Consider the following 17,633-nt stretch of genomic DNA (forward strand, 5'->3'; position numbering starts at 1 on the left):
ATATATCTTTATTAAATTATAATCCAAAGAAGCAGCATTCATCAGCTTTCGGCTACTTCAGACTATTTTTATCTACATGTCCACAATAAATTCATTGATTTATCTGACGTTTTAAATCTTCAATTTCTTTTTTCATTTCTTCAATCATGTGTTGTTGTTCCTGTACTGCTTTAACCAGAGGAACTACAAATTCTGAATACGCAAGCTCATATTCTGATCTTTCATTTTTGGGTTTTTTTAAACCGCTAAAATCATAACCAACGGCATTGGCGGCTTCTTCAACCTCTTGTGCAATAAAACCACTATATATCTTAGCTTCCTGCTGTAATCTGGCTTCTTCCATTTTGGGGCTTTGGGCATATATACTATCGGAAACACCTTTAAATCTATCTAGTTTGTGGATGTCCCAATTAAAGGTAACAGGATTTAATTTTCTTATAAATTCTAAACCCGGAACATTGGCTTTCACATTTGTTTTAAAACGTCCATCTGAAGGATAAGACCATGCTACCTGCCCACTAATTTTAGAAATACTGGTATTTCCGATTCGAATGGTATTACTTTCTTGTACCCAGGCATCAGAGCCAAATGCACCTGTATTGTACAAACCCCAAACATTGTCGGGCCCGGCACGATAACCAATAGCTGTATTGTAATTACCTGTTTTATTGGAATAGAGCGCCGAGTATCCATTTGCTGTATTATATGAACCTGTTGTATTGGAATAGAGCGCATTGGTTCCATTTGAGGTATTACATTTACCTGATGAATTAATATGGAGCGCTGAGTATCCATTTGCTGTATTAGAAGATCCTGTTGTATTGGCTTGAAGTGCATAATATCCATTTGCTGTATTATCACCTCCTTCAGTATTATTATACAACGCCGCATATCCATTAGCAGTATTATATTTACCAGTTGTATTGGAATAAAGAGCCCTGTATCCACTTGCAGAATTATTATTACCTGTCGTATTGAAATAGAGTGCTTCGTATCCATTTGCAGTATTTCTATAACCGGTTGTATTGGAGTAAAGTGATTTCGAACCAACAGCAGTATTACTAGTTCCATCAACCCAAACGGTTGCTCCAATTCCATTATTAAATAAAGCAGAATCACCTATTGCTACCAGATTACATCGATCAGTGCTATTGTAAAGAGCCCGAGTCCCAATTGCAACATTTGAAGAACCTGAAATATTTTTATTCAGTGATTCATATCCAATAGCTGTATTATTATTACCTTCTGTATTATGATACATCGCAGCACGCCCATAAGCCGAATTAAAGTTACCTTCGGTATTACTTAAAAGTGCCCATGAGCCTGTAGCTGTATTCTCATAACCAGTTGTATTATTCTTCAGAGCTGCACGCCCTAAAGCTGTATTGTCGTTTGCAGTTGTGTTACTTAAGAGGGCATTGTTACCCATTGCAACGTTATAATTACCGGTTGTATTTTCATTAAGGGCATAATATCCATTTGCGGTATTATCTTGCCCTTCAGTATTAGAATACAAAGCATGACGACCATTTGCTGTGTTATTAGACCCTATTGTGTTAGAATACAACGCAGCACAACCATTGGCTGTATTATCACTTCCATAGGTATTTAAGCATAAAGCCAACGAACCACTTGCTGTATTTTGATTTCCTGTCGCGTTAATGAATAAAGCACGGTATCCATTCGCTGTATTATCATGTCCTTCGGTATTAGAAAACAACGCTGTAAAACCATTGGCAGTATTTTTATAACCTGTTGTGTTGTAACACAATGACCTGTAGCCAATTCCAGTATTTGCCGTTGCATGATAGTTTTGTGTTGCCCCGATTCCATTATTATATAATGCAAAATCACCGATTGCAATTATATATCTTGTTGAATCAGAATCTTCTCCAGCTGACTCCCCAATTAATATATTTGGTATGATTTTAATTCCTCTTATTGGATCAACTGCGGTAGTTTGAACTGTACCATCCGGGAACATAAATCCTTCTTCCCGTGAATAAATCATTCCGTTAACAGATAATTTCTGAAAAGGATTACTATCTCCAATCCCAACATTTCCACTTTTGAGTACCGTTAAAGCATCGCTTGGATTTGATGTTCCGTTACCTATTACAAAAAGCCTGTCAGCCTCATCCCAATTACTTGTGTTTTCAGGTGTGTACGATGTATTATTTTGACCAAATACAATTTCATTAAATGAATATGCCGTTACACCTCTTCCAATGGCTACTGAAGAAACCCCTTGTGCTTCAGAATAGTAACCTATTGCTGTTGAAAAATTATTATATGCGGAAGAATGGGTGCCTAAAGCAAATGAAGAAAGTGATGTAGCCGTAGTATTTAAACCCAGTGCGATACATGAGGGACCTGTTGCTAAAGTTTCGTATCCCAGAGCTAAAGAATTTGATCCGATTGCAGAGGTTTTAAATCCTGAAGCCAAAGAACAACCTCCTGAAGCTGTCGTATTAATACCTATTGCAGTCGAACCATTCCCAGATGCTATGTTATTCAATCCAGATGCAAATGAATTAACCCCAATATTATCATCGTTCCATTCCGATCCAACAGCTGTACCTGCCCTGAATGAACCTTTTGCTTTATTGAAAAACATACGTGCATCATCTTCATTGCCTTGTAAGCTATCCAGTGAAGTTGATCCAAAAACAAAATTATCAGTTAAATTTGCATTGTGTGTAATACCATCTGATGAAATAAAGGCTAATGTATCCTTGGGTAGTGTTACAGAACCTCCGTTGGATAATGTTAACTGATCACCATCCAAACTTATCGATTGCAACTCATTCTCAGGATCTGCATCGGCATCATCTTTATTGCCTGCTTCTTTAGCATATAAAGCATAAGGAACACTCAATAACTGTTTTATTCCGGTAATCGTATAATTTGCCCCACCATTCAAATCTGTTTCTGTCTTCATAAAATACGGACCTGCAGACCAATCGATATCAGCGAAAACACCACTGATAATGGTTCCTGTTCCTATTTCAAGGCTTACAAGGCCATTCTCATTTGTTGTGGGGAAGTGTCTTTCTACATAGACAGAAGTTCCGGATACTGAACCCTGTATAATACTAATTTGCATTCCAATGGATGAATTAATTACAAGTTCACTATCAGAATTACGGACTACTGCCTGGTAACTCATTTTCTCGGGGCTTTGTGCCCATAGTAATGAGGTTAATAACAATCCTATTAAAAAAGCATATAACTTTCTCATTGTTTAGTCCTCCTTAATATTTTATGATTTTAAATGTTTTTATTTCCTGATTATCCCGAATGACTTTAACCAAATATGATGCTGATTCAAGGCTGGAAATATCAATATTTGTCCGGGTGTTTGTAATTTCCCCTGTCTTTAAAATCTTTCCGTTTACGTCAAAAAGTTCAAAGATTAAATTTGAAAGCTCAAAATCAGCGATATCCAAAGTAAGATTGGTTTTGGCTGGATTAGGATAAACTATGAAATTAAGTGATATTCCATCAGTTTCTTTGATTGTAGAAATTACAGAAATTTCAAAAGGTTGTTGCACACCTTCTGCAACTGAACCATTTGTTCCGCTTCGGGTTTGGTAGGTAACCTGCCCAACGGTGTAGCTTACACTTCCATTCGTGCCGGATGCAGAACCACCGGTCGTAGTAATTGCTTCCTGTGCACTGGCAAAGGAAAACCATCCAAACCAAATAAGGATTAGTGCAAATGTTTTCATGGGGTATTTTGTTGTAATTCAAAATAGAGGGCTGATCCTCACGTAGTAGAATATCTTTTTGTATTACAAGGCTTTCCTGAGAAAGAGGGGCAGTTCATTTTGGACCATTAAAGTTACGGAATTAACTAATAAGTATGAAGTTATAACCCTGATATTCTTGTTTGTGTTAGACACAATATTTGGCTGCTGATTTATTAGAAGATATAGTATTAACTTTTACATTATCAGTGTGATGATAGTGTTATGTTGTGGTCGTGATTTAGTTAGAAACATTTTTCCAGTCAGGGTTTCGTTTTAAACGAAGCCCTGGCTAAGGCACAGTATTGCAATAACCCGAATTTGCCCTTATCTTTGTGACCGCAAAAAATTCAGTTATGATCATAGAATCTGCAAACAATAAGGTTAGGATCTGCGACAACGTGGCGGTTGATATTGAACCGTTTTTGGAAGGGTATAAATCTTCTGAAATCTTTATTCTTACTGACGATAATACGTTTGAAAAGTGTGCTGATATTCTGAAAGAGAATATTACACTGGCCGGTGCACATTTTATCACCATTAAATCGGGCGATGACCACAAAAAAGTAGATGCTTTAGTGGATGTATGGAAATATATGACCCATAACGGCGCTGACCGTCACTCCTTGTTTGTCAGTCTTGGAGGCGGTATGGTAACCGACCTTGGAGGTTTTGCAGCGTCAACGTTTAAACGGGGTGTGCGCTTTTTTAATGTGCCGACTACGCTTCTGGCTATTGTGGATGCAGCTGTTGGAGGGAAGACTGGTATTAACTTTGAAGGCCTGAAAAATGAGATCGGTGTCATTAACCATGCGGAAGCCGTACTCGTAGATACCCGCTTTCTGAAAACACTGGATCAGGAAAACTTTATTTCAGGGTACGCAGAGATGATCAAACATGCCTTGCTGAGCTCACAGGCAGACTGGGATGAGATTTGTGCTTATGACACAACAGATCCTGATTACGAACTTTTGAAACCAATCGTTGGGAAATCCATTGGCATAAAGGAACGTGTTGTAGCGGAGGATCCGTATGAAAAAGGTATTCGTAAGGCACTGAACCTGGGGCATACCATCGGGCATGCACTGGAAAGTATGGCCATGGAACAGGGACGTCCTGTACTTCACGGCTATGCAGTTGCCTGGGGACTGATAAGTGAACTGTATTTATCGCATAAAAAACTGAACTTCCCGGAAAAGGCACTGGATCAACTGGTTGACCTGGTTGTCAGGAATTACGGCTCATTTCAGTTTTCTTCAGATGACTATGACCGCTTATATGAACTGATGCTTCACGATAAAAAGAACAAAGGTGGAATGATCAACTTTACCTTTATGAAAAACATCGGTGAGGTGCAGATCAACATGAACTGTACACGCAAAGAAATTGACGATTCACTGGATTATTTACGCAAGGTAACAGGAGTTTAGCATGCAATATTCGATAACCGCACCTAAGACCATTGATTCCCGAATTGTATTGCCGGCATCCAAAAGCATCAGCAACCGGGCACTGATTATATCAGGCTTAAGTTACAGTGGTATTCCGGTTCAGAACCTGAGCGAAAGTGATGATACACAGGTGTTATTGAAAGCACTGAATTCAAACAGCAACGTGTTTGATGTTGGGCCTGCAGGAACAGCCATGCGTTTTATTACGGCATTTTTGTCGAAAATAATGGGAGAGTGGGTGGTTACCGGTAGTGATCGCATGAAAAACCGGCCCATAAAAATCCTGGTGGATGCGCTGAACGAATTAGGCGCCCGCATCGAATATATGGAAAAGGAAGGTTATCCACCGCTAAAAATTTATGGCAGTGCCCTTTACAGCAAAACACTGGAACTGGAAGGTAATGTAAGCAGTCAGTATATTTCGGCATTGCTGATGATTGGCCCGACGGTTCAGGGCGGACTGATACTGAAACTTAAAAATAAGATTATCTCCAAACCTTATATCCGCATGACTTTGCATATGATGGAGTATTTTGGTGTAAAAGCCGAATGGGAAGGAGATACCATCACCATTGCACAACAGAATTACCAACCACGGGAGTTTTTTGTGGAACCGGACTGGAGCGCAGCATCGTACTGGTACCAGATTGTTTCGCTTGTTCCGGGAGCCAAAGTGGAAATTCCTGATCTGACAAAAGAAAGCTACCAGGGTGACAGCCGCTGTGGTGAATTGTTTGAACAGCTGGGCGTAAAAACAACCTATACTGATAAAGGGGCGATTCTGGAAAATTCGGGTTCAACCGTGGAAAAGCTGGAAGTGGATTTCGTGGATCAACCGGATTTGGCTCAAACATTTGTGGTGACCTGTGCTTTAAAGGGTATTCCGTTTTATTTTAAAGGACTGCACAGTTTGAAAATTAAGGAAACAAACCGTGTGGCTGCGCTGATAAAGGAACTTGGTAAGATGGGATTTGTGATCACGGAACCAAAAGAAGGCTGCATGGCCTGGGACGGATCTACCAGTGAGAAAAAGGAAAATATAGCAATTGATACCTATGAGGATCACCGGATGGCCATGGCTTTTGCTCCGGCAGCGGTGATGTTCCCGGGAATAATAATTAATGAGCCTGGCGTGGTTTCTAAGTCATACCCGGGATACTGGAAAGATCTTGGATTGGCAGGATTTAATGTCATAGATTTATAGTCAGATCACATGGGAAATAAGAGGGCAAACTTATATTTTAACCGTAATTGAGTTTCTAAATGAAATTTAGCGTAAATCTGCGGTTTAATCTGCGGTATTCTGCGAGAAATAATTTTTAAAAAATAACGGATTACTTGTTCTCGCTGATGTACGCTGAAATATTTCGCAGATATGCGCAGAGTAAAAATTTTCTAATGTCACATTTTACATTGATCAGCTAATCCGGGATTCATGGTTCGTTAGGAATGAACCTTTGATAAGAGTTAATGTTTTAAGAACAGAGAATTTAGAAAAAAATGTACGACGATATAGAATTTACACCAACACCTTTGAAAGAGGGAGAAGATTATTACATGGATAAGCGCGGTTTCAGGATATTTACTGAGAAGTACCACAGAGACAGGGGCTATTGTTGCGGGAACGGATGCAGGCATTGTGCGTATTTTCCAAAGCACATTAAGGGGAACCGGACGCTAAGGGACTAAAGTATTAACTCCCAGTAGCCCACATCAACCCAGTTATTAAATTTGTATCCCACTTCACTGAATTTTCCAAGGTATTTAAATCCGCATTTTTCATGAAGCCTGATGCTTGCGTGATTTGGCAGTGAGATGCCTCCGATAACAGAATGGATGTTCTGCTGTTTCAACAGGTCAATCAGGTGAGAATATAAGGCAAATCCATATCCGTTTCCTTCTGTTCCGGGCTCTAAATAAACCGTTGTTTCCACTGAAAACCGATAAGATGCTCTTGTTTTCCAGGTAGTGGCATACGCATATCCTTTAATCGTACCATCCAGTTCCAGAACAATATAAGGAAAGCGCATGGAAATTTCTTTAATACGGTTTTCCATTTCGGAGGTGGTTACAGGTTCTTCCTCAAAGGTCACTACTGTGTGTTTCACAAAATGGTTATAGATAGTACATATAGCTCCAGCATCGGATGTTCTGACGGATCGGATCATAGCAAATTGGTTTTAACAAAGGTAAGGAATTGTAAGCAGAGTGGGAGTGAGAGTGGGACTTTGAGTCGTGTAACTGCATTTATATGATTGAGGTACTATGTTCTGTTGACAAATTTATGACTGAAAGAGATTATATTTCATTAACCTTTTTGAAAAGATGGTTCTGATACGATTTTTGTGTATTTAAAAGTATTATTCTGGCCTTGATTTATATAACCTACTTAAATCCGGGGCGGCATTCGCATTGCTCATTGACCTAAGGCTACTTTAATTGGACCCTTAATGGGTCATTGTTAGAGTAAAAGAAGTTTAATATGATTTGAATTGTGTGTTGGTCGCTGTAAGAGTGCAGATTAGCGCGTTGGAAAACTTTCAGATTAATACTTTCGTGTCAGTTTTTGCGGTTCTTAACCGATATTAAATCCCCCGCTTCGCACCCCCTTTTTGCTTCGATATGCATAGACGATCTTGTCTGCGCTACTCAGCAACCTAAGGGGGACTTCTAAACCTGCAATTCAAATGTAACTGTCCTCCTTACTTGTCCCGAGGCTTCGGGAGAGGTGTCCCGATGTTATATCATAATAATCGGGACGGAGGATTTAAAATGTGATTATATCTCCGTCAGGTATACAAATACCGTTTAATCTTTTTGGTAGCTGTCTTTTTAAACGGATCAGACTGAATGATAAGATTCTGGATTTTTGAGAATTTATTGACCCTGGCGTTAATATGTTCCTTCAGTTCACGGGCCAGCTCTTCTATTTTTTCATCCACATGTTTTGATAAATCACCGATGATTGTGTCATCAAGTCTTTGCGAAAGATTGTGTTTTACTTCCTGCAGCTTCAGTTCCACTTCTTCACGATTAAAATGCACCATGGCTACCAGTTTTCCCTTCTTCTGAACCACGATGGATTCCAGCACATGTTTAAAGTTATTGATAACGGACTCAATTTCTTCCGGGTAAATATTTTCGCCGTTGGCTCCAACCAGCACATTTTTCAAACGCCCTTTATGGCTCAGCCAGCCTTGTCTGTCAAATACACCCAAATCACCGGTTTTAAACCAGCCATCCGTAGTCAGTACTTTCTCTGTTTCCTCCTGGTTTTTATAGTAACCCAACATCACATTCGGCCCTTTGGCCCAGATTTCACCTTCACCTGTTCTGGAATCAGGTTCATTAATTTTGATTTCGCAGTTTTCAACCACTGGTCCGATAGCCTGAAATTTTGTATTGGTCGGATTAGATCCTGCAAGGAGAGGTGATGTTTCCGTCAGTCCATAACCAATAGCATACGGGAAACGGGCTTCTCTAAGAAAGCGCTCAACAGTTCCATCGAGTTTGGCTCCGCCTATTCCAAAGAATTTCAGCTGGCCACCAAAGGTTTGCATCAATTTTTTCCCTGCTACCCTGTGCAGTAGTTTTCTTGTGGGTGGAAATTTGTACAATACTCTTGTGACGGTTTTTCCCTCCAGTTCAGGAAGCACTTTATTTCGAAATATCTTTTCAATAATCAACGGAACCGTCAGCATCAGCGTCGGCCTGACTTTTTTCATGGCCGGAACCAGGATCGCCGGTGTTGGTGGTTTACGCAGGTAGGTAACACTGGCACCAGCAAGGAGTGGGAGTAAAAATCCTATCGTATTCTCATACGTATGCGATAAGGGCAGAACCGATAAAAACCGGTCATTTTCATTAATCTCCTGTACTCCCGATGACTGAATAACGTTGCTAATCACATTTTTCTGCGACAGCATTACACCTTTGGAATTACCGGTAGTGCCGGATGTGTAAATTAAAATCGCAAGATCGTTTTCGTTTGTTGTGTATTGATTTAATGGCTTTGCATTTTCATCAAAAGAAACTTCACTTTCCTGTGTCAGAGTGAAATCTTCAATATGAATAAGGTGTTTGATATAAGCAGATGCTTTTTCCTTAAGCTTTGGCATCAGACTTTTAGACACAAATGCAGTCCGGGCTTCCGAATGTTCTATTACGTTTGCCACTTCTTCCTCTGTAAAGTCAGGAAGAACAGGCACTGCAATAATCCCCATGCTTAACATCGCCAGATAGGTAATGCCCCAGTTAGGCATGTTCTGACTTAAAATAATCACCTTATCACCGGGTTTTAAGCCAAGCTGTTCAGAAAAAGCCATAACAGCACTGATCTTACACGCCATCTGCGCATAAGTTAAACCATCCTCATCAATATAGCTTAATGCAATATTGTCTTTGAACCGTTCTGTTAAGTCCGGAATGATTTCCGCGAATGTGAAGAATTTGTTTGCAAGCATTAATGTTCACCTTAGTGTGGTACAAATATATATTAAAAAATCTGTATATGTTGTTGTTTTGATATTTATAACAGTAAATAACAAATGTTTATAGGCAAATTAACAAACATATTGTAAGTATCTTAAAACGAAATGTTTTCCCTGATTCACCGGGTGAATATAAACACATCGCACATAATCACCCAGTGAATTAGAGGTGCAGCTAATTGTAGGGATAAAACGAATTTCATTACATTTGCGCTCAAACATTAGGATTATGGAAGTTGATTTGTTTGTGCCCTGTTTTATAGATCAGTTATATCCTGATACGGCGTTTAATACCATTAAAGTTCTGGAAAAAGCAGGGTGTACAGTCAACTATAATCCGGAACAAACATGTTGTGGCCAGCCTTTTTATAATAGCGGTCATTGGGACAAAAGCCGCGATCTGGCACTGAAGTTTATGCGTGATTTTCCCGGATCAAACCCTATTATTTCTCCAAGTGGATCGTGTACCGGTTACGTGAAAAATCATTACAAACGCTTGTTTAAGGATGATCCGGAACAACTTAATAATTGTGATAACCTCAGTCCACGTGTGTTTGAACTCACTGATTTTCTGGTCAATCATTTAAAATTTACGGATTTTAATGCAGAATTTAATCACAAGGTTACCTTTCACGATTCGTGCCATGCTTTGCGGGATTATGGCATAAAAGATGAACCCCGCTTGCTCCTGAGTAAGGTGAAGGGGCTTGAGTTGATTGAGATGGCAGATACTGATGTGTGCTGCGGCTTTGGCGGAACATTCTCTGTAAAGTTTGAACCGGTCTCATCAGCAATGGCCGAAATGAAGGTGAGCAATGCCCTGGATACCGGAGCAGAATACATTATTGCCACAGAGGCCTCCTGCATGATGAATATGCAGGGCTATATTAAAAAGCATAACCTGCCCATACAAACCATTCATATAGCCGATATTCTGGCAGACAGGTTATAATTATGTGTGGCGGGTCTCTTTTGTTAATGCACTAAATTCGAATTGCGCTTTTAGGAAATAAACGGCAACTCAATGTGTCTTTTGAACCTTAATTTAATTTTTAATTCTACCGGATTTCTATTCGTTAAATTCATCCATTAATTGTTAATAAAACTGATATAAGTCAGGAAAGAACAATCCCAGACCAACAATTTCCTTTAATTTGTGTTGATTGATTTATACTACTTATTCTATAGTATAACGAGTTTTGTCGAGATGAAAAAAAGCATTATAAAGTTTGTACTCCTGATTGTGACAGGCCTGCTACTGTTTGTTTCCTGTCAATCTGTTAAAAGTTATCAGAAAGTCTACCTCAACGACGAGGAGATGGAGCTTTCAGCCAGGCCGCTTCAATATTACGAAAGTAGTTTTCAAACCTATCGCGAAGGGAGTTCGGGTGCCGAAGGCGGTAAAACGGGAGGAGGATGCGGATGCAACTAAGGCGCTTAACTTTAGGTTTTTTCCTGCTTTTCTCCATGAGGAATGTCACGATTGCCCAGACGGGGTCCGGCAATAGGAAATATGATATAGGAGACGTTGAAGTAGACTTCATTTCCAGTTATTATCAGCAGGATGGAGATCATGGGGCTGTTTTAGGAGGTATTGGTAGTCAGGCACTGCATGACCAGGTTTTTGCGGTCGAATTAAAAATTCCTGTTGATTCACAGTATATCTATAATGCAAAATTAAGTTTCGACTCATATACATCAGCTTCATCTGCGGCTATCGATCCGGGAATTCCGGTTCCTTATGCTTTACGCGGTGATCCATATCCCTTAACCGGAGCTTCTTACAAGGATCAGCGAAAATACGGGAATTTTGGTTTTACCAATATGTTCAAAGATAATCAGTCGTATAATGTGGGGCTGGGTTTCAGCAGTGAGTTTGATGTAACATCATTTTCTGCAAATGGAGGTTATTCCATTGAATCGGCAGATAAAAATACCAGTCTTCAATTCAATCTTGTAGGTATGAGGGATAACTGGAAATTGATTTATCCGGTGGAGCTTCGTTATCTGCAGGGTCGACCGGATACGCTTTTGCAAACACATATACGAAATACGTTTAGTGGATCAGTTGTGCTTTCGCGTGTCCTGACCCCGCGCTTTCAGGCTGCTTTAATTTATGAATATACCTACCAAAAGGGTATTTTGTCCACCCCCTTTCACCGTGTGGTTTTTAATGATGGCAGAAGTGTAGGTGACTTTTTTAAAACCGTCAGCATCGAAAAGTTACCGGATTTCAGAAATAAACATGCATTTGGTTTACGCACATCGGCATATCCATTTAATTCACTGATTATAAGAAACTTTTTCAGATACTATTTCGACTCGTTCGGAATTGAGTCCTACACGGCAGAGATAGAGCTCCCGGTCAAATTCACCCGCTTCTTCTCGGTTTATCCTTTTTACAGATATTACCGCCAAACAGCTTCAACATATTTCAAGCCGTTCAATGAACATGTGCCTGGTGAAAAGTTCTACACATCCGACTATGATCTCTCCGGATTTACCAGTCAGAAGATTGGAGCAGGAATGCGTTTATCTCCGCCATTTGGAATCTCCCGTTCAAACAGTACCAATTTTCTGAATCATCATACAGCATTCAAAAGCATCAATTTCAGGGGTGGGATATATCAAAGATCTGATGGACTGCACTCATTTTTTGGAAGCATAGATCTTACATTTACGTTATAAAAAGTATATTATGAAAAAGATATTCGGAGCCCTGGTTTTTTTAATGATTCTGCCAGTTGTGGTGAATGCTCAGAATACTGCAAGAGTGGATTTTACAGTTGATGTTTCGAATATTCAGGGGCCATACACTCCTAAACATGTTATGGCGATTTGGATCGTGGATGCGACTGGTAATTATGTGAACAGTCTGGCTGTTTATGGAAATGAACGTCTGGGAAACCTTTGGGCCTGGTGGGCTGCATCAAAAGGATTAAAGGCTGACGCAGTTACCGGGGCGACGCAGCTACAGTTCCAGACTTACAACGTTACCTGGAATTTAAAAGATTATAACGAAAATACGGTGCCTGATGGAACCTATGTGATGTGGGTTGAAGCAACAAGTGACGATTGGGAAGGTCCGAATTACAGTTTTGAATTTACGGTTGGAGGGGCAGCGTACACCTTAAAGCCTGAAGGTGATACACATTTTACCAATCTTGAACTGGACTATGTTACAAATGATAATACACCTGTCAGCAAGGTGTTTAGTCAAGCGGAAATTACAGTGTATCCGAATCCGGTTCAGAATGAAATCGTACTGAAAAGTCATTTGTCCATGCCGGCCTTAGCGCATATTGATCTGGTTGATCTCAGTGGTAAAACAGTGGATGATTTATTTTTAGGTATGATTTTTGCTGGTGACCAAACGTTAACTTTTAGCAGGGACCCAATGATAAAGGCAGGTAACTACTTTATTACCCTGAAAACAGACAGATTTATTTGGACAAAGAAAATAGTATTGGAATGAGAAGATTTTTTTACATCACATTAAGTTTAGTATTGTTTCTTCCTGCAATGGCACAGACTCAGGGCGATTCACAGATTTCATTTTCTGTGAATGTATCCAATATTCCGGGCAACTTTGCACCACGGCACGTTATTGCCATTTGGGTAGAAGATTCAAACGGTAACTATATTAACAGTCTTGCCGTTTACGGAAACAGACGTCTGGGGTATCTTTCTACATGGTATGGGGCCTCGAAAGGAATAAAGGGTGATGCGGTTACAGGTGCAACTGTAAGCAGTTTCAGAACTTATAACGTTACCTGGAATCTGAAAGACTATAGTGGAAACCGTGTTCCCGATGGAACCTATATTCTCATGATTGAAGCTACAAGTCAGAATAGCGCCGGACCTAAAAAAAGTATTCAGTTTACAGTAGGAGGCAGCAGTTATACAGAGAATCCAACCGGTGATACCTATTATAAAAATATGACACTGGAATACACCAGTAATGATGCAACCCCAATTAATGGATTGGATAGCAACCCGGAAATAAGTTTTTATCCAAATCCTGTAAAGGAAAGTCTGAACATGAACGTTGAGTTTTCAAAACCTCTTTTTACAACTGTTGAGCTTATCGATCTGACCGGACGTTCATCTGACAGACTTTATTCAGGTGTTATTCTTTCAGGGAAGCAAACCTTAAAATTCGACAGAGACCCCACATTAAATAAAGGCGCATATTTTTTACAGGTTAAAACAAATGAATTTGTCTGGACACAAAAAATAGTACTGGAATGAAAAGAATAGCTTTGATAATGATGGTGTTGACGGTAATGGTATCGTTACATGCCGAAGAGAAAAAGTGGTCGCAGGATTATACAAAGGTAAATTTTAATGAACCCTCTACGGAATTATATTTGATATATTTTTCGGGTTCAGACTGGTGCAAGCCATGCATTAAAATGAAAGCTGAACTACTGGATTCGAATGAATTCATGCAATATGCTAAAGATTTTAAATTATATCAGGCAGACTTTCCGTATCGTACTAAGCAGGAAAAACCGCTGAAAAAATTTAATGAAACGCTGGCTGATAAATATGATAAGGATGGTCAGTTTCCTTACCTGGTAGTAGTTAACGGACAGGGAGAGAGGGTTTTTGCTACAGGTTACAAGGATATTCCGGTAACCTCCTTCATAAAATTACTGGACGACGGGATTCATAAAAAATGAAATTCTTTCTGATCTGCATTGCAGCTGTTCTTTCCGTATTTACACTTTCTGGTCAGAACAAATTAATGGAACATAAGCAGGATTTAACGCTTATGGGAACAGCCTTTGAGATATGTGCGCTGCATGAAGATCCTGAAGTTGCAGATGAAGCCATTCGGCGTGCCATTATTGAAATTTCACGCATAGAAGAGTTAATATCTTCTTACAGATCCAATTCACAAACTTCGCAGGTCAATAATATGTCGGGAATAAAACCGGTTAAGGTTGATCCTGAATTGTATGATCTGGTGGAACGTTCCCTTAAATTATCGCGGCTCACCGATGGTGCATTTGATATTTCATACGCAGTTACCGATAAGTTATGGGATTTTAAGTCAGGCTACGGTAAAGTTCCGGATCATGCAAGGGCCGACTCTTTGAAAAGTCTTATTGACTATCACAATATCATACTTAATCAGAAGGATACGACAATTTTCCTGAAGAAGAAGGGAATGAGGATAGGTTTTGGAGCTATCGGAAAGGGATATGCGGCAAACCGTGCAAAAGGCATAATGACTGCATTGGGAATTGAAAACGGCTATGTAGATGCCAGCGGCGATATTTTGTTCTGGGGTTCAAATAATGGTGAGCCGTGGAAAGTAGGACTTGCCTCTCCCGATAATCGTTCCAAAGCCCTTGGTTGGCTCGAAGTGAGTGATATGGCTGTGGTCACTTCGGGCGACTACGTATATCACATTCAGACTGATACAGCTAATCTTTCGCATATTATTGATCCAAAATCCGGGTGGCCGGTTGAAAAAATGAGAAGTGTAACCATCATTTGTCCCGATGCGGAACTGGCAGACGGACTGGCAACATCAGTTTCGGTATTGGGGCCTGAGACCGGCTTAATGCTGATCAATAAGCTGAGAGGCGTGGAATGTATCCTTATTACAGGTGATAACCGAATGCTCACATCGGAGCATGCGTCCATAATTAAAGAATAGTTCATATTCCAAACAAATAAATATGTAAACGATTTTTACAATTTTTTTAATTGATCTCAATTACTTCCCATGTACAATTAATCGCACAGCACGTTGATTGAATAGTATTTACACAACTGCTGTATAAAGTATTGGATTTTAATTAAACAGTTAAGAATATGAACAGAAGGAACATTTTATGGGGAGTGTTGATATTTCTCTTCGTTGTTTTAGGTTTTACAGCCTGTCAAAAATCAACTTCAAATCCGTCAGGATCAACAAATGTGACGATAAGCGGAGATCATCTTAATTTCAAATTTTCCACTGCCAATCTTTCTGGACGTTATGCGCCAAGGTATGTTATGGCGGTATGGGTAGAAGATTCAAATGGAGAATTTGTAACATCTCTGGCCGTTTATGCACAGGCAAGAAAACAATATCTGGTAAAATGGTATGGTTCATCCAAGGGGATCACGACAGATGCTGTAACAGGTGCTACCATTTTAGGTACGCAGACCTTTGATGTGGCCTGGAACCTGAAAGATTATATGGGAAACCGTGTACCGGAGGGGACATACAAAATTTACCTTGAAGAAACCAGTAATGATGCTCCCGGACCGGGCACTTCCGTAAGTGTAACTGTTGGGAAAAGCAGTTATTCAGAAAATCCCGCAGGTAGCACTCATTTCAAAAATCTGTCGGTTGATTTTGTCGTTGCAGATACCACAGGAATCAGCAGTTCTGCTTATGATTTAAAGCAGACTATTTATTAATTCAAATTTTTTGTAAAGGCTTATTATTTTAGGGTAAAAATATAAAAGGAATGATTTTGCAACCATTCCTTTTTATACGATTTAATTTTTAATGTATCTGCCTTCTTTATCTTTGAAACTACCAACTGCAATCATTATGAAATCAATGATAGTCCAGATTCCCAATCCTCCAATTGTTATAAGCATTAAAATACCTGTGCCTATCTTACCGGCATAAAATCTGTGTACGCCTAAACTTCCAAGAAAGAAACACAGTAAAAGCATTGCTACAAAATTCCGGTCACTTTTTTGTTCCGGATTGATTGTTTGATTTTCCATTTTAAAAAATTTAAAATTAGTATTAGGTTAATTGTTATACAAGTATGAGTAAAATTTTACTCAATTGAAATTTGCCTTTCTGAACGTAGTTTTCGATGGTGCTGGAAAAGGAAGTTAAATGTAGTAAATGTTAATATTCTATGCAAATAGCAGATGATGTAACCCGGGGAAATATAAGCTTAATTCACCATATCAATCTTTCCTTTTCCCGAAATGAAATTCAGAATGTTTTTCGATACACTTTTACCCAATTCAATACGGGTATCAATGGTTCCTGTCCCTACATGAGGAACCATAATAACGTTATCCTGTTTCAATAATCCGGGATGGATCTCCGGTTCGTTTTCAAATACATCAAGGGCTGCACCCGCAATGCGTTTGGTTTGTAACGCTTCCGTCAGCGCCGCTTCATCAATTAGCGGTCCCCTGGCCGTATTGATAATATAAACAGAGGATTTCATTTTCTCAAATGCACGCTTATCCAGAATATGATGCGTTGCTTTGGTATACGGAGCATTCAATGAAATATAATCTGAAGTGGATAGCAAAGTATTCAGATCCACATATTCAGCATCGTAAATTTTTTCAATGCGCTGATCCAGTTTGTGGCGGTTGTGATAAATGATCTTCATCCGACTAGCCAATGCTCTTCTTGCCAGGGATTGCCCGATATTTCCCATGCCGATAATCCCCAGAGTTTTACCTTCAAGGGAAGTGCTAAGGTTTTCCATGATGCCCCATTTCAGCCCATCCTTAACCCTGATTTTTTGGTTCAGTTCTGTCACTCTTCTTGAAATAGCCAGCATCAGTGCCATGGCCAGCTCTGCTGTTGGTTCAATCACGGGATCAGGCGTGTTGGTGACGGTTATGCCTTTTTTTGTAGCACATTCCACATCAATGGTATTGTATCCTACACCGTAATTTGCTATAAGTTTCAGATCTGGCGCAGCTTCGATGTGTTCCTTCGTAAACGGTTCAGTAAATACTGATACAACTACATCTATATCATGCAGCTTTTTCAGTAGCTGATCTGATGAGAATTTGGTTTCTTCAGGAAATACAACTTCATGTCCCGCATCTGTTAATGCCTTAAACCCTTCACGCGGCAAATTATATACAACAAGTATTTTCATTTTTTTATTTTGGAACCAAGAACCAAGAGACAGGATTATCTTTTAAAGATTGTAATTTCTAATTTATAA

At 39.5% G+C, this 17,633-nt stretch carries 17 protein-coding genes; 11 read left to right on the forward strand and 6 right to left on the reverse strand.

The window, feature by feature from the left end; all coding sequences use genetic code 11:
• Window positions 1–91: 91 nt before the first annotated feature.
• Together ACE1ET_RS05730 and ACE1ET_RS05735 are read right to left on the reverse strand one after the other, a co-directional pair.
• Entirely contained in the window at window positions 92–3,241 is a 3,150-nt protein-coding gene (locus tag ACE1ET_RS05730; RefSeq protein ID WP_375727407.1) for a tail fiber domain-containing protein, read from the reverse strand.
• A gap of 13 nt (window positions 3,242–3,254) precedes the next feature.
• On the reverse strand, window positions 3,255–3,731 hold the full coding sequence (locus tag ACE1ET_RS05735; RefSeq protein WP_375727408.1) for a T9SS type A sorting domain-containing protein: 477 nt from the start codon (window positions 3,729–3,731) through the stop codon (window positions 3,255–3,257).
• A 374-nt stretch (window positions 3,732–4,105) separates the two neighbouring features.
• On the opposite strand from ACE1ET_RS05735, the gene aroB reads away from it, so the two are divergent.
• From aroB to ACE1ET_RS05750, 3 genes are all read left to right on the forward strand, one after another.
• Window positions 4,106–5,179: a 3-dehydroquinate synthase gene (gene aroB, locus ACE1ET_RS05740; RefSeq protein ID WP_375727409.1), complete on the forward strand. Its 1,074-nt coding sequence runs from the start codon at window positions 4,106–4,108 to the stop codon at window positions 5,177–5,179.
• Window position 5,180: 1 nt separating this feature from the next.
• Window positions 5,181–6,404, forward strand: a complete 1,224-nt coding sequence (locus tag ACE1ET_RS05745; RefSeq protein ID WP_375727410.1) for a 3-phosphoshikimate 1-carboxyvinyltransferase — start codon at window positions 5,181–5,183, stop codon at window positions 6,402–6,404.
• Window positions 6,405–6,700: 296 nt separating this feature from the next.
• Window positions 6,701–6,889, forward strand: coding sequence for a C1orf53 family protein (locus ACE1ET_RS05750; protein ID WP_375722251.1), 189 nt, complete (start codon window positions 6,701–6,703; stop codon window positions 6,887–6,889).
• On the opposite strand, the gene ACE1ET_RS05755 is transcribed toward ACE1ET_RS05750, so the two are convergent.
• A complete protein-coding gene (locus ACE1ET_RS05755) occupies window positions 6,886–7,368 on the reverse strand; it encodes an arsinothricin resistance N-acetyltransferase ArsN1 family B (RefSeq protein WP_375727411.1) in 483 nt (160 codons plus the stop codon). The two genes, ACE1ET_RS05750 and ACE1ET_RS05755, sit on opposite strands and share 4 nt — an antisense overlap.
• A 621-nt stretch (window positions 7,369–7,989) precedes the next feature.
• A complete protein-coding gene (locus tag ACE1ET_RS05760) occupies window positions 7,990–9,663 on the reverse strand; it encodes an AMP-binding protein (protein WP_375727412.1) in 1,674 nt (557 codons plus the stop codon).
• A gap of 256 nt (window positions 9,664–9,919) precedes the next feature.
• Here ACE1ET_RS05760 and ACE1ET_RS05765 point away from each other — a divergent pair, with 256 nt between their 5' ends.
• The 8 genes from ACE1ET_RS05765 (at window position 9,920) to ACE1ET_RS05800 (ending at window position 16,113) form a co-directional block, all read left to right on the forward strand.
• On the forward strand, window positions 9,920–10,642 hold the full coding sequence (locus ACE1ET_RS05765; RefSeq protein WP_375727413.1) for a (Fe-S)-binding protein: 723 nt from the start codon (window positions 9,920–9,922) through the stop codon (window positions 10,640–10,642).
• Between the two features lie 255 nt (window positions 10,643–10,897).
• On the forward strand, window positions 10,898–11,122 hold the full coding sequence (locus ACE1ET_RS05770; protein WP_375727414.1) for a DUF4266 domain-containing protein: 225 nt from the start codon (window positions 10,898–10,900) through the stop codon (window positions 11,120–11,122).
• Complete coding sequence (locus tag ACE1ET_RS05775; protein WP_375727415.1) at window positions 11,107–12,378, forward strand: DUF3570 domain-containing protein; 1,272 nt, start codon at window positions 11,107–11,109, stop codon at window positions 12,376–12,378. The genes ACE1ET_RS05770 and ACE1ET_RS05775 overlap by 16 nt, the downstream gene beginning before the upstream one ends.
• A 10-nt stretch (window positions 12,379–12,388) precedes the next feature.
• Complete coding sequence (locus tag ACE1ET_RS05780; protein ID WP_375727416.1) at window positions 12,389–13,165, forward strand: DUF2271 domain-containing protein; 777 nt, start codon at window positions 12,389–12,391, stop codon at window positions 13,163–13,165.
• Entirely contained in the window at window positions 13,162–13,941 is a 780-nt protein-coding gene (locus ACE1ET_RS05785; protein ID WP_375727417.1) for a DUF2271 domain-containing protein, read from the forward strand. Before ACE1ET_RS05780 ends, ACE1ET_RS05785 begins: the two co-directional genes overlap by 4 nt.
• Entirely contained in the window at window positions 13,938–14,375 is a 438-nt protein-coding gene (locus ACE1ET_RS05790; RefSeq protein ID WP_375727418.1) for a thioredoxin fold domain-containing protein, read from the forward strand. The genes ACE1ET_RS05785 and ACE1ET_RS05790 overlap by 4 nt, the downstream gene beginning before the upstream one ends.
• Complete coding sequence (locus ACE1ET_RS05795) at window positions 14,372–15,361, forward strand: FAD:protein FMN transferase (protein WP_375727419.1); 990 nt, start codon at window positions 14,372–14,374, stop codon at window positions 15,359–15,361. The genes ACE1ET_RS05790 and ACE1ET_RS05795 overlap by 4 nt, the downstream gene beginning before the upstream one ends.
• Window positions 15,362–15,519: 158 nt before the next feature.
• A complete protein-coding gene (locus ACE1ET_RS05800; RefSeq protein ID WP_375727420.1) occupies window positions 15,520–16,113 on the forward strand; it encodes a DUF2271 domain-containing protein in 594 nt (197 codons plus the stop codon).
• Window positions 16,114–16,194: 81 nt separating this feature from the next.
• On the opposite strand, the gene ACE1ET_RS05805 is transcribed toward ACE1ET_RS05800, so the two are convergent.
• The gene (locus ACE1ET_RS05805; protein WP_375727421.1) at window positions 16,195–16,431 is read right to left on the reverse strand and encodes a TM2 domain-containing protein; all 237 of its coding nucleotides are present in this window, start codon (window positions 16,429–16,431) and stop codon (window positions 16,195–16,197) included.
• Between the two features lie 179 nt (window positions 16,432–16,610).
• Complete coding sequence (locus ACE1ET_RS05810; protein ID WP_375727422.1) at window positions 16,611–17,564, reverse strand: NAD(P)-dependent oxidoreductase; 954 nt, start codon at window positions 17,562–17,564, stop codon at window positions 16,611–16,613.
• Window positions 17,565–17,633 lie beyond the last annotated feature (69 nt).

The sequence above is a fragment of the Quyinboa mangrovi genome, assembly GCF_042219825.1.
GTDB lineage: Bacteria > Bacteroidota > Bacteroidia > Bacteroidales > UBA5342 > JBHJHP01.